This window comes from Mycolicibacter hiberniae, assembly GCF_010729485.1.
Classification (GTDB): Bacteria; Actinomycetota; Actinomycetes; order Mycobacteriales; family Mycobacteriaceae; genus Mycobacterium; species Mycobacterium hiberniae.
Genome location: NZ_AP022609.1, coordinates 2838690 through 2861663, shown reverse-complemented (window position 1 = coordinate 2861663; position 22974 = coordinate 2838690). Strand labels below are relative to the sequence as shown.

The window sequence follows — 22974 nt, the reverse complement described above, 5'->3', positions numbered from 1 at the left end:
GGTCCTCACCTGCACTGCGCCGAGTACTTACGCCACCCACCCGGGGTTGCGGCGTTGATGATGCTGGGCACGATGGGTTTGAGGAAGTTGAACAAGGTGAAGTTGAAGTCGCAGGCCTGGGCGCTCATGGAGGTGCTGTCGCCGGTGATTCGGGCCAGGCCCTTGAAGACCGCGGGGAGATTGGCGCCCATGGTGGCCCATTGGTCCTGTCGCGCGATCATGGTCGCCAGGAGCCCTGGCTCACGGTTGAGGGTGTCCTCCAGATCGGGTCGCACCGCGGTGAGAATCCCGGAGAGCCGCCCGACCACCGTGGAGACGGAACCCATCGCGGTGATCAATTCGTCGCGGTGGACATTGAGGCCGGCCACGACGGCGCGGACCTGCGACAGCGTGGTCTGCAGGGCTGTGCCCTGATCGGCCAGGTTCTGGGTGACCGCGGTGAGGCTGGTGATCAGCTGGCCCAGCAGGTCATCGGGGCCGGCCAGGGATTTCGCCAGGCGGGAGGTTTCGCTGACCAGTACCGCGAGCGAACTCGAGTCGCCCTGGAGCGCCTTGATCAGGGCATTGGACAGGTTTCCCCGGTTGTCCGGGTCCAACAGGGTGAACAGCGGTTCGAAACCGTTGAGCAGGTGGGTGACGTCGTACGACGGCTCAGTGCGCTCCATCGGGATGGTGGCACCGTCGGGAAGCTTCTCCGGGCGCCCGAAATCCGCCAGGGTCAAACCGATGTAGCGCTGTCCGATGATGTTCTGGTAGACGACCGAGGCCATGGTGTCGCCGTAGACGGGCTGGTTGCGCTGGATGCGGAATCGCACCCTGGCGTGGTCGCCGTCGAGGTCCACCGCGTCTACCCGGCCGACCCGGACCCCGGCCATGCGGACATCCGATCCGGGCCGTAGCCCCGTGACGTCGCTGAACAGCGCGGTGTAGGTGTTGGTCGGGCCGGCCACGTCGCGGCGCAGGGTGACCAGGATGGTCCCGGTGAGCGAGATGCACATAACCAGAAACAGGGTCAGCAAGACCAGCTGGCGGCGGTGGGCGGTCATGGCGTGCCGCCTGGGGTGACAGTGGTTTCCGGCGAAGCGATTCCAGCCGGCCCCACCAGGACCTGCTCGGCGGCGTTGGCGGGTTCGGGCAGGGTGATGCCAGGTGGCGCAACGTAGGAGCGTGAGTCGGGAATCCCGTGGGTGTCGACGACGGGCGTCGTCTCGGGTGCGGTCTCGCAGCTGGGGCCGCGCAGCTCGCCGTAGACCGGACAGTCGCTGCGGGTGTAAAGGCGCAGCGGAGCCAGCGCCACCGCCAGCTTGAAGCTGAAGCTGAGTTTGGTGCCGGTGCGGGTCCACAGCTCGTCGAAGAACGTGTCGACCAGGTGGTTGATGCCCAGTGCGATCGCCGGGAACTTCGCCGAGCTGTCGGCCAGCACACCGACCACCGGCGTCATCTGGGTGCCGATGGCCACCAATTCGTCGGTGTGGTTGTCCATGGCGGTGCGCATGGTGCCGACGGTGTCCTGCGCTCCGGTGAGCAGGTTCTGCAGTGCCGCCTGTTTTTCGGCGACGGTGCGCATGGGCACCACGGCATGGTGCAGCGCATCGACCAAGTCGGGTGCGGTGCCGCGCAGCGCGGCGATGGCCGACTCCCAGGTTTTCAGCGTCGACGGTGCACTGTCATCGACGCTGAGGCCGTTCATTTCGGCCACGATCCGGTTGAGCCCCTGGGCGGCCGAGCTCAGCGCCGGTCCCTGGCCGGCGGTTGCGTCCGCCAGCACCCGGATCAGGCCGAGGGTGTGTTCGTTGCCGGGACGGGTGACGGCGGTGACCAGATCACGCAGTTTGGCCAGCGTGTTCTGGAACAACTGGGTCGGCAGGGTGCGGTCCTCGGTGACGACGTCGCCGTTTTTGACCACCGCCGCCGGCCCGTTGTCGACGAGCTGGACCGTGGACACCGCAAAGGCGTTGCTGGGGACGATGCGTGCGGTCACGGTGTTCGGAATACCGCGTGCGCGATCGGGTTTGAGGTCGATGTGCACCACGTTCGGTTCCTGGTCCGTGGCCGGTATCACGGTGCGGACCGCGCCGACCAGCACGCCGCGGAACTTCACATCGGATTTGGGGGGCAGGCCGTCGCCGACGCTGGACAGCACCGCGGTGATCTGCACCCGCGGGTCCAGCTTGCCCGCTGACTTCTCCAGCAGCAGCCACCCGGTCAGCGCGCAGATCAGGACGAAGGCCACTCCGCTGCCCACCAAGGCCGGGGTGGAGGGGCCCCGGCCGTCGAAATCGAATCGGTTCGGCATCTATCCGCCCAGCCGTCCGCCGGCGTCGATGCCCCAAAACGCCATGGTCAGAAGCATGTTGACGCAGACCATGATGGTGATGCTCGCGCGCATGGCCCGCCCCGCGGCAATGCCGACACCACGCGGCCCGCCCGTGGCGTAGAAGCCGTAGTAACACTGCAGGGTGGACATGATGGCGACGAATATGGCGACCTTGATCACCGCGAAAACCATGTCGCGCGCGGCCAGCATCAGCCCGAAGTAGTGCAGGTAGGTCCCCGAGGCCTGGCCGCTGACCAGGAAGATCACGAGCTGGCACACCAGGAAGTTCAGGCACAGACAGACGACGAACAGGGGAACGACGGCCAGGGCCGACGCGAGCACCCGGGTGGTCACCAGATAGGGGATGGGGCGAATGGCCAGCGACTCCAGCGCGTCGATCTCCTCGGAGATGCGCATGGCGCCCAGTTGTGCGGTGAAGCGACAGCCGGCCTGGATGGCGAAACTCAGTGCGGCCATCATCGGCGCGATCTCGCGCACGGTCGCCAGCGCGGTGATCAACCCGGTGGCCGGGCCCAGGCCGAGCAGGTTGAGGGCGTTGTAGCCCTCGATCGCCACCACCGCGCCGCCGGCGGCGCCGTTGAGCAACACCACCCCGGCGGTGCCGCCGCCGACGACGATCGACCCGTTACCCCATGTCACATCCGAGAGCAGCCGGAAGAACTCCCGCGGGTAGCGCCGCAGCACCAGCGGAATACCGGCCAGCGTCCGGAAGAAGAACACCACCATGTGCCCGATCCGGGCCGCTTGGTCGACGGGCACGTTCGCGGCGGCGAGCACGGGGCGCGCGCCGGGGGGCAGGAAAGTGGTGGCCGCCATGATCAGAAACTGGTCTTCGGGAACAGCACCAGATACATCTGGCTCATCAGGACATTGGTCAGAAGCAGCAGCAGGATCGACTGCACCACGGCCGCGTTCACCGAGTTCGCCACTCCCGCCGGACCGCCGCGGGTGTCCAGTCCCTTGTAACTGGAGATGATCGCGACGATGACGCCGAACACGACGGCCTTGAGCAGCGTCAGGATCAGGTCGTCGACGGTCGCGAACGACGAGAACGTCGAGGTGTAGCTGCCCGGGGTACCGCCTTGCAGCGTCACGGTGAACGCGTAGCCGGCCAGAAAGCCGATGAAGCAGGTGAAGCCGGTGAGGGCGACGGCCACCACCACGCTGGCCACCAGCCGGGGCACCACCAGACGCCGGATCACCGAGACGCCCATGACCTCCATGGCGTCGGTTTCCTCGCGGATGGCGCGGGATCCGAGATCGGCCCCGGTGGCCGATCCCACCGCGGCGGCCATCAGCACTGCCGCCACCAGTGGCGCGCCCTGCCGGATGACGGCCAGGCCGTTGGCGGCCCCGGCCAGCGATGTCGCACCGAGTTGCCCTGCGAGCAAGCTGAATTGAATGGCCAGGGTGACGCTCAGCGGTACGGCGACGAACATCGTCGGCACGATTGCGGTGCGGGCCATGAAGGTGGCCTGCTCGACGAATTCGGTGAACGGGAAGCGGCCACGGGCGATGTCGATGACCAGGTACTGGGCGGTTCGCACCGCCAGCACGCATTGACCGCCCACCGTACGTAGCGCGGTGACCGGGTGCCGGCGCAGGTAGTCCTGCGACCAGCGCCCGATCGCCCGGGTCGCCGGGTTCGGCGCGTCATCGAGCTCCGGAGCCTGCACCGTCGTCGGCCCGCCCGTCAGTCCCGGTCGAAGACGAGACAGAGCCGTTTGAGGCCGCGCAACATGAAGCTCGGCTCATAGGTGAAGTCGTTGTCGTCGGCGAACCTGACGGTCTTGAAGCGCCGGGCCAGCTCGACGAACGCGATGCTCGCCTCGAGCCGGACCAGCGGAGCTCCCAGGCAGGCGTGGATGCCGTGGCCCAGCGCCAGGTGAGTCCGGGCGTTGTCCCGCTCGGGGTTGAACTCGTCAGCCCGGTCGAATCGCTCCTCGTCGCGGTTGGCCGACGCGAAGGCCAGCACCACCAGTTGGCCTGCCGGGATGGTGTAGCCGCCCAGCGTGGTCTCGGCGGTGGTGATCCGGAACATGCTCTGCACCGGAGTCATGTACCGCAGGGCTTCCTCGGTGAACGCCTCGACGCGCTCGGTGGGATTCTCCCGCAACCAATCCCACCATTTGGGCTGCTGGGCCGCCATGTGCAGCGTGCTGGTCAGCAACTTGGTGGTGGTCTCGTTTCCGGCGATCAGCAGCTGCTGGATGATGCTCAGGCACGCGCCGGTGCTCAGCGGTTCGTCACCGTCTTCGATGTCGGGGGCGTTCACCAGTCCGGTGATCAGGTCGCCGCGGGGGTTTGCCCGCCGATCGTCGAGTTCGGCGGCGAAGTAGCGCTGGTATTCCAGCAGGCTGCGCGCCTGTTCCAGCCTGCCGGTGTCGTCGAGTTCGGCCCCGACCGTGGCGGCGAACTGATCCGACCACCGCTTGAAGTCGCCGATCCGCTCATCGGGCACGTTGAGGAGGTGGGCGATGATCCGCAGTGGCAGGGGTGCGGCGAACGCGGGGATGAAGTCGACCGGCTCGCCGGCGGGTAGCTGGTCGGCGATCTCGGTGGCGATCTGGCGGATGGCCGGTTCCTGCTGGGCGATCAGACGCGGCGTGAACGCCTTGGCCACCATGCGCCGGTAGTAGTGGTGTTCGGGCGGGTCCGCCGTCAGCAGGGTCGGCACCGGCGGCCAGCCCTGCGCTTCGATCTCGGCGACCTGCGTGGCCACCGACTCCGGTGCGGGCATCTGCGGCAAGCCGAATTTCGACGAGAACACCTCGTGGTTGGACAGCGCTTCGGCCACCAACTCACGCGAGGTGACGAACCACATGCCCCGGCTGGCCACGAAGTGCACCGGCGCCTCGGCGCGCAGCGACTCGTACCACGGGTAGGGGCACTGCAGAGTCGCAGGTGCCAGCGGGTCGAAGTCGCTGACCGGGCATCGGGCCGCCGTCGTCTGCTCGGAAGTGGTGTCGCTCAACGCGGCCTCCAGGGAATTTGCATCACGCACTTGACTAATTGGTGCACCAATATAATAGTGAGCTGCGTCATACGCAAGGTGGTCGCCGGGCGCAGTCCCGGCGCGCGGGAAGTGGAGGACGGGTGGCTGGCGCAGCTCCGAAAGCAGTGGTGACCGGTGCGGGAAATGGCATCGGACGTGCGATTTCACGCCATCTGGCTGCGGCGGGAGCCGAGGTGGTCCTCGTCGACGTCGACGGCGATGCGGCGCAACGAGCCGCTGCGGAGGTCGGCGGTAAGGCTGTGGTCTGCGATGTTTCCGACGAACGGTCGGTGGCGGCATTGGCCGAGGCGATCGACGCGGTGGACATCCTGGTCAACAACGCCGGCATCTGGCGATCGGCGACGCTGGACGACAGCACCACCGCCGAGATCGACGATGTGCTGGGCACCAACGTGCGCGGTACCTGGCTGGTCACCCGGGCGTTGGTGCCCAAATTCGGCGCCGACGGTGGCGCGATCGTCAACCTCGCCTCGGTGCTGGCCCATGTGGGTGCCGCCGGCCGGGGAATCTACCCGGCGTCCAAGGCGGCGGTGGTCGCGTTGACCAGGCAGATGGCGGTGGAGTACGCGCCTCGCAAGATCCGGGCCAACGCGGTCGGTCCGGGCCTGGTGCTCACCGAAGGAACCGCCGGGGAGTTCGGCGATCCCGGACTGCAGGACGCCATCGGCGCGGCGATGCCGCTGGGCAGGCTCGGGACCCCCGAAGACATCGCCGCCGCGGTCGCCTTCCTGACTTCACCGGCTGCCGGGTACATCACCGGCCAGGCGCTCTACGTCGACGGGGGCTGGGCCGTCAACGGCTCGGCTTTCATCGGCACCGTGGTCGAGCAGTATGTCACCCAGCTGGCCACGGCCGGCCAGTCGTAGGTTTGGAGGCACGATGAGCGAGCGTGTGCAGGGTCCCGGCGGTCCGGGGGAGGCGCGTTCACCGGGACCGACGGTGCAGGAGCTGCTGGCAACCGACACCCGTGAGGTGCCCAAGCCGCTACTGGAGGAGTCGTTTGAGTTCCTCGGCTCCGAGGACATCGACAAGGCGCGCTACATCAGCGGCGACTTCCACCGGCTGGAGGTGGACAAGCTCTGGAAACGGGTGTGGCAGATGGCCTGCCGGGAAGAGGACATTCCCGAGCCGGGGGACTACGTCGTCTACGACGTCGCCGACATGTCGCTCATCGTGGTCCGCACCCCGGGCGGGGAGATCAAGGCCTACCACAACGCCTGCCTGCACCGCGGCCGCCGGCTTTGCGATGACTCCGGGCACGCCAACCAATTGCGTTGTCCGTTCCACGGATTCACCTGGAGCCTGGAGGGAGCATTGACCGATGTTCCCTGCCGCTGGGACTTCCCGCATATCGACGACGCGAAATTCGGCTTGCCTGAGGCGCTGACCGCGACGTGGGCCGGATTCGTGTTCGTCAATCCCGACCCCGGCGCGGTACCGCTGGAGCACTTCATCGGCGAGGCGGACCGGCATCTGGAGCCGTTCAAGTTGCAGGACCGCTTCAAGGCGGTGCACGTGGTCAAGGTGCTCGACTGCAACTGGAAGGTCGCGATGGAGGCCTTCATCGAGTCCTACCATGTGATCGCCACGCATCCGCAGCTGCTGGAGTACCTCGGCGACTGCAACACCCAGTACGACATCTACCGCCGCAGCGACGGGTTGCCCGGATTCAACCGGATGATCACCGCGCAGGCCACCAGCAGTCCGCACCTGGGCGAGCCGCTGGAGCCCCAGGATGTGCTGGAGGCGATGTTCCGCGACTTCTACCCCGAAGGTGTCGGGAGCTTCACGGTGCCGGAGGGTCAAGAGGCCCGACCGGTGGTCGCCGAAGCGATGCGCGCACAGCTGGCGGAGGCCACCGGGGCGGATCTGTCCGATGTCAGCGACAGCGAGATCCTGGATGCCATCGAGTATTTCGTGTTCCCGAACCTGGCGCCGTGGGCCGGGGTGGGCGCGCCGTTGACCTACCGGTTCCGCCCCTACGGCAACGACCCTGACCGCTGCATCTTCGATGTGATGATGCTCGTTCCCCTGCCGGCCGGTGTGCCCAAGCCCAAGGCGGCTCCGCCGCACGTACTGGGCCCCGATGAGGACTTCGCCGCCGCACCGGAGCTGGGCGGGTTGTGTGCGGTGCTCAATCAGGACCTGACCAACCTGGGCTGGGTGCAGCGGGGGCTGAAGTCGATGACCAAACCCGGTGTCACGCTGGCCAATTATCAGGAGAGCAGGATTCGGCAGTTCCACGCCGACCTCGACGCATACCTGGCCGCGGAGACGTAGCGGCCCGGTCGGCGGCTGGGGGAGTCAGGGCGCCGGGTGTGACTCCCCGGTGACGGCCCAGCGCAGGCAGCGCTGCAGAATCGTGCGGAATTCCGGCACGGTCCAGCTGCCGCGGTCCACGCAGCCCAGGTCCTCGACGCCCAGATCGGCCAGATCGAAGCGGCCGCGGCAATGTCCCAGCGTGAAGTAACAGACCGTGCCGGCGCCGTGCTGCTTGAGGTAGAGCACCGGACGGGGCTCGTCGAGGTGGGTGTGTCCTTCGGCGAACCCGGTCGACTCGCCCACGAAACTGGTGTGCGCCAACACCTGCAAGGGCGGGTGGAGTTGGCTGATGTAGAGCTCGTCGGTCACGGTGAAGGAGCCGATACCGGCGGTGAACGGATGGTCGGCGACGGGTGTGACGGTGTAGGGGGCGATCGGTGGATGGCCCAGAAATCGGCTTCCCAGCAGCTGCGCCAGGTTTCCGGGAAGCGGCGGTGTGCAGAACAGGTGATCGGCATCGGGGGCCGCGGGGACGATGGAGGCGTTGGTGGCGTGCAGCGCCAGCCAGCGACCGCCCGCGGCGAGGAACTCCGAGAGCGCCGCGCGTTGCGCCTCCGACGGCATGACGTTGCAGGTGTAGGTGATCAGGGGCTCGTCCGGCCCGAGCCGGCCCAGCCCCTCGTAGTCCTGGTAGACCCGGGTGTGCACCTGGTCGTAGACCGCCAGTTCGCCCAGCAGTTCCCGCCGGGCGTAGTCGAAGTCGTGCCATTGGCCGCCGCACACCAACGCGGCACGGACGCGACGATTCACCGTTCTTAGAACGCGAATCGGTTGGTGAAGGCGCCGTCGACGACCAGGTTGGTCCCGGTGATGTGCCCGGCCGCCGGCGAGGCCAGGAAGGTCACCGCGTTGGCGACGTCCTCGGCCGAGGCGAACTTGCCCAGCGCCGCGCCGGCCTTGGCGGCCTCGTAGAGCTCGGGCATGCCGGCCTTGATGTTCTCCCACACCCCGCCGTCGAAGTACACCGGTCCCGGCGACACCGCATTGACCCGAATGCCGTCGGCGCCCAAGGCTTTGGCCTGCGCCGAGGCATGCTGGAGCATGGCGGCCTTCAGCGCGCCGAAGCTGTTCGCGGTGGGCAGGATGCCGGCCTCCAGCGCCGATGTGCTGGCGATGGCGATGACCGAGGCCGAGTCGCTGGCCTGCAGATGTGGCAGCGCGGCCTCGATGAGCCCGACGAAGCTCATCAGGTCGGTGTGGAAGTTGTTCGCCCAGGCCGACGGTCCCTCGCCGACTGACGCGGACGCATTCGCCACCACGATGTCCACGCCGCCCAGCGCGTCGGCGCCGGCGCGCACGAAGGCGTCCACCGCCGCGGCGTCGCTGACGTCGGCCGCTTGGTGAAAGACCGTCCCGAGCTCGGACAGCTTGTCGGCCGCTGCGCCCAGCGCCTGTTCGTCGCGCGCGCAGATGCCCACCGAGGCGCCTTCTTTGAGCAATGTCGTGGCTGTGGCGAAGCCGATGCCACGGCTGCCGCCGGTGATGAGTGCGCGCTTGCCGGTGAGGCGGAGATCCATCGCAGTGCTCCCTCGGTGTACGGCTGTCCCGCAGCCCGACTGGCCGGACAGTATTGGCTGGTTGACCAATTAGTTTGTAACAGGCGTCACTGTCCGGGTCAATGGATTTGACCGGCCGCTCGCCCGGAACGTCAACGGCGGAATGACGCGGCCGTTTGCCATGATGGTCAAGTGAGTGACGGCGACGCGCGAGTGAAACCAGGTCCGGGGCGTCCAGCCGGAATCGACAGCGGCGACACCCGGCAGCGGGTGATCGACGCGGCATGCCGGTGTTTCGCGCAATATGGGTACGGCCCGGCGACCAACAGCCTGATCGCGGAATTGGCCGGAGTGACCGCCGGCGCCGTCTACTACCACTACGGGACCAAGAGCAAACTGTTCGACGCCGTGTGCGAGGACGTCTACGGCCGGATCATCGCCCGGTCCGCCGAAGTGGCGATGGCCCAGCCGCGCTCGGTGCAGGGGCTGCTGCGTGCGGTGCTCGGGGAGTCGATGCGAATCAACCACGAGTCGCCCACGCTGGCCGGCTTCGTCGCCACCGCCCCCATCGACGCGCGTCGTCATCCCGAGCTCACCGAGGCGTTCTCCAAGCAGGCGGTGGCCATGGCCGAGACCCTGGCCACCGCGGTGCGCAACGGCCAGCAGCATGGGCTGATCCCCGCGGACCGCGACCCCGTCGCGGTAGCCCACGTGATCGGCGCCATTGTCGACGGCTTCGCGCACGCGGCCGCGTCGACCACCCCGGCCGCCATGGACGAGATGACCTCGCTGATCGATTCACTGCTGTTGGGCGCCGACGAGTAGGACCCGAGGCGGCCGCTGGGAGCGTTGACAGTGGATCGTGACCGGTGTTACAAATTAATTATCGAACTAACTAATAGGGAGGCGTCGTGACCGGTTCGATCGCCGAACCCGGCGTGGCCAGTGCCACGCTGACCCGAATCTTCACCACGGCCACCCGGATCAAACTGTGCGACGAGAAATTTCGGTCGTTGATCCTCACCGGACAGGTCAGTGCCCAGTACTACTCGCCGCGCGGCCAGGAGATCATTCCCGCGTCGATCGGGGCGCTGCTGAAGCCGACCGACTATGTGGTCACCACCTACCGGGGTCTGCACGACCACCTGGCCAAGGGCGTACCCATGCCGCAACTGTGGGCGGAGTTCATGGGCAAGGCCACCGGGACCTGCAAAGGCAAGGGTGGGCCGATGCACATCACCCATCCGGACTCCGGCCTGATGGTCACCACCGGGATCGTCGGCGGCGGGCTGCCCATCGCCGCCGGACTGGCGCTGGCGGCCCAGCTGCGTGGCGAAGACCGGGTCACCGTGGTCAACTTCGGTGACGGCGCCACCAACATCGGGGCCTTCCACGAAGCCTGCAACCTGGCCGGCCTGTGGAAACTGCCGGTGGTCTTCTGTTGCCAGAACAATCGGTACGCCGAACACACCTCCTACGAGGACGGCACCAGCGTGGCCCGCATCGCCGACCGCGCCGCCGCTTACGGGATGCCCGGAGTCCGGGTGGACGGTAACGATCCCCTCGCGATGTACACGGCCGCCAAGGATGCGATTGATCGGGCCCGGGCCGGCGACGGTCCCACCCTGATCGAGGCGATGACCTTCCGGTTCTACGGACACCAGATGTCCGACAACAACGAGTACATGAAGCCCGGGGAGCTCGACGCCGCGCGCGCCGCCGATCCGGTGCTGGCCTTCCGGCAATGGCTGATCGACAACGAGATCCACAGCGTCGCCGAGATCGAAGCGATCGAGGCAGACGCCAAGGCCGAGATCGCCGCGGCGGTCGCGTTCGCGGTGGAAAGCCCCGAGCCGGACCTGTCCGAGGGATTGACCGACGTGTACGAGGAGGACTTGTCGTGACCGATTCCGGCACGCCCACCACGCCGATGTCGGGCTTCCAGGCGGTGTGCAGCGCGCTCGACGACGCACTGGGCCGCGACCCGTCGGTGCTGCTGCTCGGCGAGGACATCGCCGATCCCGGTGGCGGGGTGTTCAAGACCTCGGTCGGGCTGTCCACCAAGTACGGCGCCCACCGGGTGCGCGCCACCCCGATCAGCGAGCAGGCCATCGTGGGTGCGGCCATCGGGGCCGCTGTCGCGGGCATGCGGCCCGTCGCCGAGATCATGTTGATGGACTTCCTGGCGGTCTGCATGGACCAGTTGTCCAACCATGCCGCAAAGCTGCGCTACATGTCCGGGGGCCAGACGACCGTGCCGCTGACCATCCGCTGCGCCGCCGGCGCCGGGATGCAGTTCGGCGCACAACATTCCGAGATGCTCGAAGCCTGGCTCACCCACATCCCGGGACTCAAAGTCGTGGTGCCCAGCAACCCCGCCGACGCCAAGGGGCTGCTGACCGCGGCCATCTTCGACCCGGACCCGTGCGTGGTGGTCGAGCAGAGCCTGCTGTATTTTGGTCCGCCGCAACCCGTCCCGACCGGTCACCACGTGGTTCCGCTGGGCCGGGCCGCGACCGTGCGGCCGGGCACCGACATCACCCTGATCAGCTACGGCCGGCAGGTGCACGACGCGGTGGCCGCCGCCGAACAACTGGCGCAGGAGTCCATCGACGCCGAGGTGATCGACCTGCGGTCACTGGTTCCGCTCGACGAGACCACGGTGCTGGAGTCGGTGGCCCGTACCCGCCACGCGGTGGTTGTTCACGAAGCGGTGCGCCGCAGCGGATTCGGCGCCGAATTGGCCAGCCTGATCACCGAGAACCTCTTCGATGAGTTGGGCGCCCCGGTGCAGCGGGTAGCCGGAGCCAACACCCCCATCCCGTTCGCCAAGGTCCTCGAAGACGCCTTCGTGCCCAGCTGCGACGAGATCGTCGTAGCCGCCAGGTCGGCGCTGGCGCGATCACGGGCGTCGTTGCGGGGCAGGGGATAGCCGGTTGGTTCACGGGATTGCGCAGTGCGCCGGGCAGGACGCCGCCGGAGTAGCCCTGACCGATGGGACCACCCAGTGGACCTGGCCGCAGCTGAACTCGATACTCAACCGGACCGTCCACTGGCTGACGTCGCGCAGTGTCGAACCCGGGCAGCGGGTCGCGGTGATGGCCGAAAACAGTGCGCACGCTGCCCTGGCGCATCTGGCCGTCACCTACGCGGGGATTTCCGCGGTACCGGTGAACTACCACCTGACCGCAGCCGAGACCGGCTACATCCTGCGCGACGCCGCGGTGCACACCGTGCTCTGCAGCGCCCGCACCGCGGCGACCGCGCGTGCCGCCGACCCCGGCGTGACGGTGGTGGCGTGGGGAAGTCCCGATGCCGACGGTGTCGAAGACTTCGACCGCGTGGTGCAACGACACGCCGACACCGAGCCACCCTGCGACATCCGCCCGGCCAGGCCGCTGTACTACACCTCCGGAACGACCGGGCTGCCCAAAGGCGTGGAACTGCCCGAGCAGATGTTTCCGACCGGCGAGTCCATGGTCGACCACGTGGAGCGCGTTCGCGCCGCCCCGTTTCGGACCCCCGGCAAGCACCTGATCGTGGCGCCCATGCACCACACCGGTCCCATCACCGGCGTGCGTGGGCTGGTGACCGGCAACCCGGTGGTGATCTTGCCGAAGTTCGACGCCGAGGCCGTTTTGGCAGCCATCGCGACGCACCGCATCGAGACGACGATGATGGTGCCCACACATTTTGCCCGGATGCTGGCATTGCCCAAAGAGATTCGGGACCGCCACGACGTCAGTAGTGTGCGCAGCATCATCCACACCGGCGCCGCCTGCCCCGAGCACGTCAAGAGGGCGATGATCGAGTGGTTCGGGCCGGTGCTGGTGGAGGCCTACGGCTCGACCGAGGTCGGCACCGTGACCACGATCGCCTCCGCGGAATGGCTGGCCCACCCCGGATCGGTCGGCAAGGGGCTGCCCGGCGTCGAGGTGACCATCCGCGGCGACGACGGTGCGGTACTGGGTACCGGCGAGTCCGGCTTGGTCTGCGTGCAGTGGACCACCGGTCACCGGCCCGAGTACCACGGGGACCCGGCCAAGACGCGGGGCAGCTACGTAGCAGACGGAGTGTTCGCCATCGGTGAGATCGGCCATCTGGACGCAGACGGCTTCCTGTACCTGACCGACCGTGCCTCCGACATGGTGGTCAGCGGCGGGGTGAACGTCTATCCGGCCGAGTCCGAGGCGGTGCTGCGCACCCACCCCGGCGTCAGTGATGTCGCGGTCATCGGGATCCCGCACGACGACCTCGGCGAACAACTGTGTGCCCTGGTGCAAGCCGAGCCCGGCACCCAACCCGCCGAATTGATCGCCTGGTGCCGGGAACGCCTGACGCACTACAAGTGCCCGAATGTGGTGGAGCTGGTCGACTTCGAACTGCGCTCGGCCATGGGCAAGGTCAACAAGCGTCAGCTGCGCCGGCAATATCTGTCCAATCAGGAACCGGTGTGCCACTGATGACATCCCTGGAGATATTCGGCTTCACCGCCGAGCATGCCGCCCTTCGGGAAGTGCTGCGCGAGTACTTCGCCGCCACCGCCACCACAGCGCGCCCCGACCGGTGGCGGCGACTGCTCACCGAGGTCGGCGTGGACGACCTGCTTTTCGGTGAAACCTGTTCCACTTCAGTCGAGTTGGCGATCCTGGCCGAGGAGTCCGGTGCCGCGCTGTTCGACGGTCCACTGGTCTCTGCGGCCGCAGTCGGGCCCCTGGCCCAGCAGCCGGCCCTCACCGGGGTAGGCGAGGGCCGGCGCGCTCCGTGCGTCGCGGTGTCGCTGACCGGCTTCGGCGACGGGCAGACCGACGCCTACTGGGACTACAGCGACGACGCGGTCGTCGTCACGCAGCAAGCGGTCGCCGGTGAAACCGGGGTCGCCGTGTACGGCGCCGACGCGATCGGGCTGCAGGAGTGCTCCGGATTGGATCTCTCGCGGCCGGTCGGCCGTGCTGCACAGGCGAACGGCCAACCACTGCTGGAGTGCGGCGTCGAGGTCGCGGCCGCCATGCGGCGGCGCGCGGACCTGGTCCTGTCAGCCGAACTGCTCGGGGTGGCGCAGCGGGTCTTGGACGGCACCGTCGACTACGTCAGTCGACGCGTCCAGTTCGGCCGCACCATCGGTTCGTTTCAAGCGGTCAAACACCGGCTCGCCGACATGCTCGCCCAGGTCGAGCTGACCAGGTCGGCGGTGTACGGGGCGGCGTGGCAGCTCGGCGACGGCCCGGTGACAGTCCAGGCCGAAGTCGATCTGGCGGTGGCCGCGGCACTGGCCCGCCAGACGGCCGTCGAGGCGACCAAGGCCGCGGTGCAACTACACGGTGGAATCGGGATCACCTGGGAGCATTGGGCGCACCGGTACCTGCGCCGGGCGCACGCGGTGATCGCCCTGACCGGCGCCGCCAGCCGGCACCGCGGGCGGCTGGCCGGCCTGATCGATTCGCGGGACGGTGGGAGATGACACAGCACGACGCGTGGCTTTCGGAACTGGCACGCGCCCAGGCGGTCCTGCCGGTCGAGCACTTCGTCCCGTTGACGCTGATCGGCCCGGCCATCATCGAGTGGGGCACCGACGAGCAACGGGAACGGTATCTTCCCGGCATCGCGACCGGCGAGGACATGTGGTGCCAGTTGTTCAGCGAGCCGGGCGCCGGTTCGGACCTGGCCAGCCTGGCGACCCGCGCTGTGCCGTCCGGCAATGGCTGGGTGGTGGACGGACAGAAGGTCTGGAGCTCTTTCGCCGATATCTCCCGCTACGCGATGCTGCTGGCCCGCACCGACCCCGACGTGCCCAAGAACGCCGGTATCACCTGCTTTCTGCTCGACATGCGCTCGGCCGGGGTGACGGTGCGCCCGCTTCGGCAGATGACCGGAAGCGAGCACTTCTGCGAGGTCTTCTTAGAAGGCGTCGAACTGCCGGCCGACACCATGCTCGGTGCGCTCAACGACGGCTGGCGGGTGACCCTGTCCACCTTGACCGCCGAACGATCCGGGCTCTCCAGCGATTCGGCCGCCAGCGGGGTGGAGCTGGACCCCGTGCTGGCGCTGGCCCGGCGTACCGGAGCCTGGGCCGACGAGGTCGTTCGCGACCGGCTCGCGGCGCTGATCGCCACCGAACGCGCACTCACCCTGACCAACCAGCGGTTCGAGGTCGCACCCGACGCCAAAGGCTCGATCACCAAACTGCTGCAATCCGAACTGTCCCAGCGCATCAGTGAGCTGGGCTTCGAGATCGCCGGGCCGGCGGGCGCCTGCTGGGACGGCGACTCCGAACCGGCGGAGACGCATGCGCTGCTGGACAGCCGTCGCCTCACCGTCGCCGGTGGAACCTCGGAGATTCAGCGCAACATCATCGCCGAGCGGGTGCTCGGCCTGGATCGCGAACCCGACTTGGAGCGCGGCCGGCCCTGGCGGGAACTGCGGCGGGGCTGAGATGCCGACCGTCACCGTCAAGCCCTCGGGCGTCGAGTTCACCGCGGCGCCGGGGCAGACCATCATGGCTGCCGGGCAGCAGGCCGGGTACCGCTGGCCCACCATCTGCGGGGGCAACGGTGAATGCCTGGTGTGCCATGTCGAGGTGCTCGAACACCCCGAGTCGCTGTCGCCGCCGAGCGATGAGGAAGCCAAAGCGGTAGCGGGACTTTCGGGCGGCCACGGTGGGCGCGGCGACCACGTTCGGCTGGCCTGTCAGGCCGGGGTCCACGGCGACGTGGTGGTGCTCAAACGCGGCGTACGCGGAAAACCGAGGACAGGAGTGGAACTCAGATGAGCGCTGACCTCATCGATACCGAGATCATGCAGATGACCGACGCCGGACTGCGACTGCTGGGCGGGCGCTGCCAGGACTGCGGTGATACGGCGTTCCCGCGCCGGGACAGCTGCGGCAGCTGCGGCGCCGACGGGGTCGTCGAGGCCCAGCTGGCCATCCGCGGCACCCTGTGGAGTTGGACCATCCAGCGGTTCCCGCCGCCGAGCCCGCCGTATGTGCCGACCGGCGACGACTTCACACCCTTCGGCCTGGGCTATGTCGAATTGCCCGGCGAAGTCATCATCGAGACCCGCCTGACCTGCGCTGACCCGGACCGGCTGCGGATCGGCATGCCGATGCGGCTGGTCGGCATAGAAGTGCCGACCGAAGAAGGAACCACGGCAACGGCCTTCGCCTTCGCGCCGGCGGAGACGGCAGGAGACGACCATGAGCAATGACGTAGCGATCGTCGGCATCGGATGCCGGCCCTTCGGCCGGTATCTGGACACCACCGCGCGCAAAGAGGCCGTGCGCGCCGTGCGGATGGCTCTGCAGGACGCGGGTATCGGTTGGAGCGACGTCGATTACGCCGTCGGCGGCAGCATGGACGCAGGATTGGCCGACACCCTGGTCGCCGATCTCGGTCTCACCGGCATCCCTTTCATCAACGTGCTCAACGGATGTGCCACCGGTACCAGTTCGCTCATCTGTGCGGTGCAGGCCATCTCCTCGGGTGCGGCGCAGACCGCGGTGGTGGTCGGTTTCGACTCGCACCCGCGTGGCGCGTTCGCCATCCGCCCGGAGGCACTCGGCCTCGGGCAGTGGTACGGCACCACCGGTCTGGCCATGACGTCGCAGTTCTTCGCGCTGAAGATCCAACGCTATCTGCACGAGTACGGATTGCCGGAGCGGCTGTTGGAGACCGTCGCCAGCAAGGCATTCCGCAATGGCGCGCTCAACCCCAACGCCTGGCGGCGCAAACCGCTGAGCGAGGCCGACGTGCGCAACTCGATGATGTTGTCGGACCCGCTGCGCCAATACATGCTGTGCTCGCCGGGCGATGGCGCCACCGCTTTGGTGCTGAGCAGCGCCGCGCACGCCAAGCGGCATCGCGCCGACCCGGTGTACATCGCCGGCACCGCGGTGCGGACCCGTCGGCCCGGTTCGTTCGAGGTGCTCAGTCCCTCGCTGTCGGTGCGCCGCGGCGTGAGCCCCAGCGTCGACGCCGCCAAGGCGGCATTCGAGGCGGCCGGCGTGAGCCCCGCCGAGGTCGATGTGGCGCAAGTGCAGGACACCGACGCCGGAGCAGAGCTCATCCACCTCGCCGAGACCGGCTTGTGCGAACACGGCGCGCAGACCGAGCTCTACGACTCGGGTGCCACCGAGCTGACCGGGCGACTGCCGGTCAACACCGACGGCGGTTGCTTGGCCAACGGCGAGCCGATCGGGGCGTCGGGCCTGCGGCAGGTGCACGAGAACGTCCTGCAGCTACGCGGGCAGGCCGGCGATCGCCAAATCGGCGGAACGCCCCGGGTCGGCTTTTCCCACGTCTACGGCGCACCCGGGCTCAGCGCGTGCACCGTGCTGACCCGGTGATCGGAGGAACCGTGAAAGTCACTGTCAACCCAGACCGTTGCGTCGGCCACGGGATCTGCGAATCGCTGGCCCCAGACGTCTTCGCCGTCGGCGACGACGGGCTGGCCCACGCGGCCGACGACATTCCGCCCGGTCGGCACGGAGCGGTCGCCGAGGCGGTGGCGGCCTGCCCGAGCCAGGCACTCAACATCAGCGAATAGGAAGGCCACGATGGAAATCCGAATGCCCAAACTCGACGTCACGATGACCGAGGGCACGTTCATGGGTTGGCTGGTCCCAGACGGTCATCCGGTGGCCGAGGGCGAGGACCTCTACACCGTGGGTACCGACAAGGTCGAGACCGACATCCCGGCCCCCTGCGCCGGTACTCTGCGCCATGGCGCCGTCCAAGCCGACGAAACCTACCCGGTAGGCACCCCACTGGGTGCCATCGAATGAACGGAGTCATCGATGGCTGACCCGCGTTTTCGGGAAAGTCCGTTTCTGACCGGTCATCACCGGCCCAACCGGATGGAAGTCAGTGCTCCCGACCTGTTCATCGAGGGCGAGCTTCCCGATGACCTGGCCGGGGTGTTCTACCGCAACGGTGCCGAACCGCTCTACCCGCCGACCGACGAGGACTACCACTGGTTCGACGGCGACGGCATGGTCTACGCGTTCTTCATCGAAGACGGCCGGGTGTCCATGCGCAGCCGCTGGGTCCGCACCGAAAAACTGGAGCTGGAGCTCAAGCACGGCCGGCGGCTGTTCGGGGTGCTCGACAATCCGGCAACGACCGACCCACTGGCCCGCGGCACCCGCTACAACACCGCCAACACCAACATCATCCTGCACGGCGGGCGGCTGTTGGCGCTGATGGAGGGCGCGCCACCGGTCCGGCTGGAGCCGCGCACCCTGGACACCCTCGGCGAAGAGCACTACGGCGGGGTGATCACCACCACGTTCTCGGCGCATCCGACGGTCGACTACGCGACCGGTGAGCTGATCAACATCGGCTCGGTGCCCCACCGGCCGGGCGACGAACCGGCGATCCACTACGAAGTGGTGGGTTCGGACGGGAATCTGCTGCGCTACGAGGTCATTCCGATACCGCATCAGACCCTGATGCACACCTTCTTCGTCACCGAGAACCACGTGGTCTTTCCGGTGACACCGCTGGACATCAGCGTTCAGCGGGCGATGTCGGGTGGGCCGATGGTGGCCTGGGACCCGGAACGCCCCACCAAGCTCGGTGTCATGCCGCGCACCGGATCGGCAGCCGACGTGCGCTGGTTCGAAGCCCCGCCGCGGCACATGATGCATCAGGCCAACGTGTGGGAGGACAACGGCCGCATCATCGCCGATGTGGCGGCCGCGGAAGGGACCGCGCTGTTTCCCGACGTCCACGGCAACCGGCGCTCGCACGCAGAAACCCAGCAGAGCCTGCGGCGCTGGACGATCGACCCGAGCGCCGGTACCGATGTGGTGGACGAGCGGATCATCAGCGACCACGACATCCAGTTCCCGCGTCCCGACGACCGGATGATGACCCGTCCGAGCCGAAACGTCTTCGCCAACAGCAACCTGCATTCGGTCGATGGGCGCGCCGACGGCATGGATTCGGTGCTGCGCGTCGACACCGAGACCGGGGCCGAGGACGTCTACCACTTCGGTGACGGAGCTGCCGCCGGAGAGCTCATCTTCGCTCCCCGGATCGGCGGAGCTGACGAATCCGACGGCTACGCCGTGACATTGGTGCACCGGGCCGGGGCCGCCGAGACCGAGCTGGTGGTGTTCGACGCCGGCAACCTCGCGGACGGGCCGCTGGCGCGGGTGCGCATCCCGTTCCGCATCCCGAGCGGATTCCACTGCAATTACTACAGCGCCGACAGCCCGCTCTATCGGCAAGCGCTGGGATGACCGTGCCCGCACCCATGATCGACGTTCGTAACCCCGCCGATGGGCTGGTGGTCGGACAAGTCGCAGACCACTCACGCACGGAGGTCTTCGACGCCGTCCGCGAGCTGCGCCGGCACCAACCGCAATGGGAGCAGCTCGGCTTCGCTGCCCGCGCGGAATGGCTGCTGCGCCTGCAGGACTGGTTGATCGACCACTCGGCACGGCTGACCGACATGGTGCAGTCGGAGACCGGCAAGACCCGCTTCGACGCTCAGATCGAAGTTCCGGCGGCAATCGACCTGGCCAAATACTGGGCGAGCAACGCCGGCGGGTTCCTGGCCGAGGAGCGCCCCATCCCGCACAGCCCGATCGGGCTGACGAAGCGGTTGATCACCCGATACCGGCCCTACCCGGTGATCGGCATCGTCACGCCGTGGAATCTGCCGCTGCTCAACCCGTGCTTCGACATGTTCTCGGCGCTCATGGCCGGCGCCGCAGTGCTGGTGAAGCCGTCGGAGGTTACCCCGCTGAGCGCCTGCGAACTGGCCCGCGGCTGGGCGGAGATCGGTGCCCCGCCGGTGTTTGCGGTGCTGACCGGCGGTGTGGAGACCGGGCGAGCGGTCGTCGACGCGGTCGACTACGTGCAGTTCACCGGATCCACCACGACCGGGCGGGCGATCGCGTCGGCGTGCGGGGCGTCGCTCAAGCCGTGCAGCCTGGAACTGGGCGGCAAGGATCCGGCGATCGTGCTGGCCGACGCCGACATCGACCGAACGGCGGCCGGGATCGTCTACGGAGGCCTGTTCAACTCCGGGCAGGTATGCATCTCGGTGGAACGGGTCTACGTCGAGGCGCGGGTGTACGACCGGTTCGTGGACTGCCTGGTCAAGCAGGTCCGAGAGCTCCGGCAGGGACACGACGGCCGCGGGTTCGACTTCGACATCGGGGCCATGGCGACGCCCGGGCAGTGCGATATCGTGACGCGGCACGTCGAAGATGCGGTGGCGCGCGGGGCGCGAATCCTGACCGGAGGCAAGCCCGCCCGGTCCGGGGCGTTTTTCGAGCCGACCGTACTGGTCGACGTCGACCACTCGATGACGTGCATGACCGAGGAGACGTTCGGGCCGCTTCTGCCGGTGATCAAGGTCGCCGACGAGCACGAGGCGATCCGGTTGGCCAACGACTCCGACTATGGCCTCTCGGCCACCGTGTGGTGCGGGGATCGCCAGCGCGGTGAATGGGTGGCCCGCCAGCTCGAGGTCGGCGCGGTCAACATCAACGATGCGTTCGCCAACCTGGTCAACTTCGCGGTGCCGATGGGCGGCTGGAAGAACTCGGGGATGGGCGCCCGCTTCGGCGGTGCGTCTGGAATCCGCAAATACTGTCGCCAACAAGCGATCCTGGTTCCCCGGGGTCCGGAGATGAAACGTGAACCGCTGTGGTACCCCGCTTCGAAGTCCCGCGCCCGTCTGGTGACGACGCTCATGCGGATCTTCGACGGGCGGGGCCGGCGCAGATTGCCGTTCAGGAAAGGTCAGTGATGGAGACCAGTGTGACGTGGGCACCCACCGACCTGATGCTCGGCGGGACTGCGACGCCGGCGGCCGCCGGGGGTCGCTTCGCGGTGTACAACCCGGCCACCGAAGAGGTTCTGGTCGAGATCGCCGACGCCGGCCCGGCCGACGCGGCGCGGGCTATGGATCTTGCCGCCGCCACCCAGGGCACCTGGGCGGCAATGCCGGCCCGGCGCAGGGCCGAGATACTGCGCCGCGCATTCGAACTCATCGAGCAGTACCGGGACCGGTTCGCGCTTTTGATCACGCTGGAAATGGGAAAGCCCTTGGCGGAGAGTCACGCCGAGGTCACCTACGGTGCAGAGTTTCTGCGGTGGTTCAGTGAAGAGGCGGTCCGGATCAACGGCCGCTACACCGCAGCGCCCTCGGGCAACGGCCGGATCCTGGTGGACAAACAGCCCGTCGGTCCGACGCTGGCGATCACACCGTGGAACTTCCCGCTGGCAATGGGTACGCGCAAGGTGGCCGCCGCAGTGGCCGCCGGCTGCACCATGGTCGTCAAACCTGCGCCCGACACCCCGCTGACGATGCTGCTCTTCGCCGAGGTGATGGCCGAGGCCGGCCTGCCCGAGGGCGTGCTGTCGGTGCTGCCCACGTCGGATGCGGCCGCGTTGGCCGGGCCGCTGCTGGCCGATCCCCGACTGCGCAAGCTCACCTTCACCGGATCGACCGCAGTGGGCAAAAGCCTGCTGGCGCAGGCCGCCGGCCGGGTGTTGCGAACGTCGATGGAACTCGGGGGCAATGCCCCGTTCGTGGTGTTCGCGGACGCGGATGTGGACGCAGCGGTGGAAGGCGCCCTGGCCGCGAAGATGCGCAACGGCGGAGAGGCCTGCACCGCGGCGAACCGCATTCACGTCGACAATGCGGTGCTCGAGGAGTTCACCGCCAAGCTCACCGCCCGGATGGCGAAGCTGACCCTCGGAGACGGCACGCAGGCCGGGGTCGACGTCGGCCCGCTGATCAACCAACGGCAGCGCAGCAAGGTCGGCGAACTGGTCGACGACGCGGTGGACCGGGGCGCGACTCTGCTGTTGGGCGGGCAGCCGGTGGCGGGGCCGGGCTACTTCTATCCGCCGACCGTGCTGACCGAGATCCCTTCCGGGGCCCGGCTGCTCACCGAGGAGGTGTTCGGGCCGGTCGCGGCCATCGCCGGATTCGACGGCGAAGACGCGGGAGTGGCCGCGGCCAACGCGACCGAGTTCGGGCTGGCCGCCTACATCTACACCCGCGGCCTGGATCGGGCGCTGCGGGTGGCCGAGCGGGTCGAAAGCGGGATGGTCGGCGTCAATCGCGGCATCATCTCCGACCCCGCGGCACCCTTCGGCGGTATCAAGGAGTCCGGGCTGGGCCGCGAGGGTGGCGCGGAGGGCATCGACGAATACCTCGAGACCAAGTACATCGCGCTGACCTGAGCGGGGGACCGGGCGGCAGCGGGGTTACTGGTCCCAGCTGGGCAGCAGCCCGGCGGCGCGCACCTCGGCCAGCGACGGCGCGCCCGCATCCCGCTCGGAGAGCACCAGGGGATGCCGGTCGGGCCAGTCGATGCCGATCTCCGGGTCGGTGGCGCAGATGGTGTGCTCGCGCTGCGGAGCGTATTCGGCTGAGCACAGATACATGACCGTTGAATTGTCTTGCAAGGCAAGGAATCCGTGTGCCAGTCCGGCGGAAAGATACACCGATCTGCGCTCCGTGGCATCCAGCAGCACGGCATCCCAGCGGCCATAAGTCGGGGAGCCGACCCGGATATCGACGACCACGTCGAAGACCGAACCCGACACGCAGGTCACGTATTTGGCCTGTCCCGGCGGCAGCTGGGCGAAGTGCAGGCCGCGCAGCACGCCGGCGCGCGACACCGAGCAGTTGGCCTGGCGCAGGTCGAAGCGGTGCCCGGCGAACGCGGTGAACGCGCGGTCGGTGAACCATTCGAAGAACACGCCGCGGTCGTCGGCGTGCTGGGCCGGGGTGAGTTCCCAGGCGCCGGGGATCGTCAGTGCCCGCGCGTCCAC

The 22974-nt window shown here is 68.1% G+C and carries 24 protein-coding genes; 16 read left to right on the top strand and 8 right to left on the bottom strand.

Annotation, left to right across the window (positions count from 1 at the left end):
• Positions 1 to 5: 5 nt before the first annotated feature.
• Genes G6N14_RS13515 through G6N14_RS13495 form a run of 5 tightly spaced genes read right to left on the bottom strand, consistent with a single transcriptional unit; the run spans position 6 to position 5312 of the window.
• A complete protein-coding gene (locus tag G6N14_RS13515; protein ID WP_085135242.1) occupies positions 6 to 1046 on the bottom strand; it encodes an MlaD family protein in 1041 nt (346 codons plus the stop codon).
• A complete protein-coding gene (locus G6N14_RS13510; RefSeq protein WP_085135241.1) occupies positions 1043 to 2296 on the bottom strand; it encodes an MlaD family protein in 1254 nt (417 codons plus the stop codon). The genes G6N14_RS13515 and G6N14_RS13510 overlap by 4 nt, the downstream gene beginning before the upstream one ends.
• Positions 2297 to 3154 carry an MlaE family ABC transporter permease gene (locus G6N14_RS13505; RefSeq protein ID WP_085135240.1) on the bottom strand — a complete coding sequence of 286 codons (858 nt, stop codon included), beginning with the start codon at positions 3152 to 3154 and terminating at the stop codon, positions 2297 to 2299.
• Between the two features lie 2 nt (positions 3155 to 3156).
• A complete protein-coding gene (locus G6N14_RS13500; protein ID WP_109559764.1) occupies positions 3157 to 4014 on the bottom strand; it encodes an MlaE family ABC transporter permease in 858 nt (285 codons plus the stop codon).
• 17 nt (positions 4015 to 4031) lie between these two features.
• Positions 4032 to 5312 carry a cytochrome P450 gene (locus G6N14_RS13495; RefSeq protein ID WP_133054899.1) on the bottom strand — a complete coding sequence of 427 codons (1281 nt, stop codon included), beginning with the start codon at positions 5310 to 5312 and terminating at the stop codon, positions 4032 to 4034.
• A 122-nt stretch (positions 5313 to 5434) separates the two neighbouring features.
• Here G6N14_RS13495 and G6N14_RS13490 point away from each other — a divergent pair, with 122 nt between their 5' ends.
• Together G6N14_RS13490 and G6N14_RS13485 are read left to right on the top strand one after the other, a co-directional pair.
• On the top strand, positions 5435 to 6220 hold the full coding sequence (locus G6N14_RS13490; protein ID WP_085135237.1) for an SDR family NAD(P)-dependent oxidoreductase: 786 nt from the start codon (positions 5435 to 5437) through the stop codon (positions 6218 to 6220).
• Between the two features lie 13 nt (positions 6221 to 6233).
• On the top strand, positions 6234 to 7634 hold the full coding sequence (locus G6N14_RS13485; RefSeq protein WP_085135236.1) for an aromatic ring-hydroxylating oxygenase subunit alpha: 1401 nt from the start codon (positions 6234 to 6236) through the stop codon (positions 7632 to 7634).
• A 24-nt stretch (positions 7635 to 7658) separates the two neighbouring features.
• Here the strand turns inward: G6N14_RS13485 and G6N14_RS13480 are convergent, their stop codons facing one another.
• Positions 7659 to 8426, bottom strand: a complete 768-nt coding sequence (locus G6N14_RS13480) for a ThuA domain-containing protein (RefSeq protein WP_085135235.1) — start codon at positions 8424 to 8426, stop codon at positions 7659 to 7661.
• A gap of 5 nt (positions 8427 to 8431) precedes the next feature.
• Entirely contained in the window at positions 8432 to 9193 is a 762-nt protein-coding gene (locus G6N14_RS13475; protein ID WP_085135234.1) for an SDR family NAD(P)-dependent oxidoreductase, read from the bottom strand.
• 171 nt (positions 9194 to 9364) lie between these two features.
• Here G6N14_RS13475 and G6N14_RS13470 point away from each other — a divergent pair, with 171 nt between their 5' ends.
• From G6N14_RS13470 to G6N14_RS13405, 14 genes are all read left to right on the top strand, one after another.
• On the top strand, positions 9365 to 9997 hold the full coding sequence (locus G6N14_RS13470; RefSeq protein ID WP_234808871.1) for a TetR/AcrR family transcriptional regulator: 633 nt from the start codon (positions 9365 to 9367) through the stop codon (positions 9995 to 9997).
• 86 nt (positions 9998 to 10083) lie between these two features.
• On the top strand, positions 10084 to 11076 hold the full coding sequence (locus G6N14_RS13465; protein WP_234808870.1) for a thiamine pyrophosphate-dependent dehydrogenase E1 component subunit alpha: 993 nt from the start codon (positions 10084 to 10086) through the stop codon (positions 11074 to 11076).
• Between the two features lie 26 nt (positions 11077 to 11102).
• Positions 11103 to 12104 carry an alpha-ketoacid dehydrogenase subunit beta gene (locus tag G6N14_RS13460; RefSeq protein ID WP_085135274.1) on the top strand — a complete coding sequence of 334 codons (1002 nt, stop codon included), beginning with the start codon at positions 11103 to 11105 and terminating at the stop codon, positions 12102 to 12104.
• Positions 12105 to 12108: 4 nt separating this feature from the next.
• Positions 12109 to 13635, top strand: coding sequence for an AMP-binding protein (locus G6N14_RS13455; protein ID WP_085135232.1), 1527 nt, complete (start codon positions 12109 to 12111; stop codon positions 13633 to 13635).
• A complete protein-coding gene (locus G6N14_RS20900) occupies positions 13635 to 14633 on the top strand; it encodes an acyl-CoA dehydrogenase family protein (protein ID WP_234808879.1) in 999 nt (332 codons plus the stop codon). Before G6N14_RS13455 ends, G6N14_RS20900 begins: the two co-directional genes overlap by 1 nt.
• Entirely contained in the window at positions 14630 to 15604 is a 975-nt protein-coding gene (locus G6N14_RS13445) for an acyl-CoA dehydrogenase family protein (RefSeq protein ID WP_085135231.1), read from the top strand. The genes G6N14_RS20900 and G6N14_RS13445 overlap by 4 nt, the downstream gene beginning before the upstream one ends.
• A gap of 1 nt (position 15605) precedes the next feature.
• Positions 15606 to 15941 carry a 2Fe-2S iron-sulfur cluster-binding protein gene (locus G6N14_RS13440; RefSeq protein ID WP_085135230.1) on the top strand — a complete coding sequence of 112 codons (336 nt, stop codon included), beginning with the start codon at positions 15606 to 15608 and terminating at the stop codon, positions 15939 to 15941.
• Complete coding sequence (locus tag G6N14_RS13435) at positions 15938 to 16378, top strand: Zn-ribbon domain-containing OB-fold protein (protein ID WP_085135229.1); 441 nt, start codon at positions 15938 to 15940, stop codon at positions 16376 to 16378. Before G6N14_RS13440 ends, G6N14_RS13435 begins: the two co-directional genes overlap by 4 nt.
• Positions 16368 to 17516, top strand: coding sequence for a thiolase family protein (locus tag G6N14_RS13430; RefSeq protein ID WP_085135228.1), 1149 nt, complete (start codon positions 16368 to 16370; stop codon positions 17514 to 17516). The genes G6N14_RS13435 and G6N14_RS13430 overlap by 11 nt, the downstream gene beginning before the upstream one ends.
• Positions 17517 to 17527: 11 nt before the next feature.
• A complete protein-coding gene (locus G6N14_RS13425) occupies positions 17528 to 17716 on the top strand; it encodes a ferredoxin (RefSeq protein ID WP_085135272.1) in 189 nt (62 codons plus the stop codon).
• A gap of 10 nt (positions 17717 to 17726) precedes the next feature.
• A complete protein-coding gene (locus G6N14_RS13420; RefSeq protein WP_085135227.1) occupies positions 17727 to 17954 on the top strand; it encodes a lipoyl domain-containing protein in 228 nt (75 codons plus the stop codon).
• Between the two features lie 12 nt (positions 17955 to 17966).
• Positions 17967 to 19415, top strand: coding sequence for a carotenoid oxygenase family protein (locus G6N14_RS13415; protein ID WP_085135226.1), 1449 nt, complete (start codon positions 17967 to 17969; stop codon positions 19413 to 19415).
• 14 nt (positions 19416 to 19429) lie between these two features.
• Positions 19430 to 20935, top strand: coding sequence for an aldehyde dehydrogenase family protein (locus tag G6N14_RS13410; RefSeq protein WP_308214866.1), 1506 nt, complete (start codon positions 19430 to 19432; stop codon positions 20933 to 20935).
• Positions 20935 to 22380: an NAD-dependent succinate-semialdehyde dehydrogenase gene (locus G6N14_RS13405; RefSeq protein ID WP_085135224.1), complete on the top strand. Its 1446-nt coding sequence runs from the start codon at positions 20935 to 20937 to the stop codon at positions 22378 to 22380. The genes G6N14_RS13410 and G6N14_RS13405 overlap by 1 nt, the downstream gene beginning before the upstream one ends.
• A 24-nt stretch (positions 22381 to 22404) precedes the next feature.
• Here G6N14_RS13405 and rfbC read toward each other — a convergent pair whose 3' ends face one another.
• On the bottom strand, positions 22405 to 22974 hold the full coding sequence (rfbC, locus tag G6N14_RS13400) for a dTDP-4-dehydrorhamnose 3,5-epimerase (protein WP_085135223.1): 570 nt from the start codon (positions 22972 to 22974) through the stop codon (positions 22405 to 22407).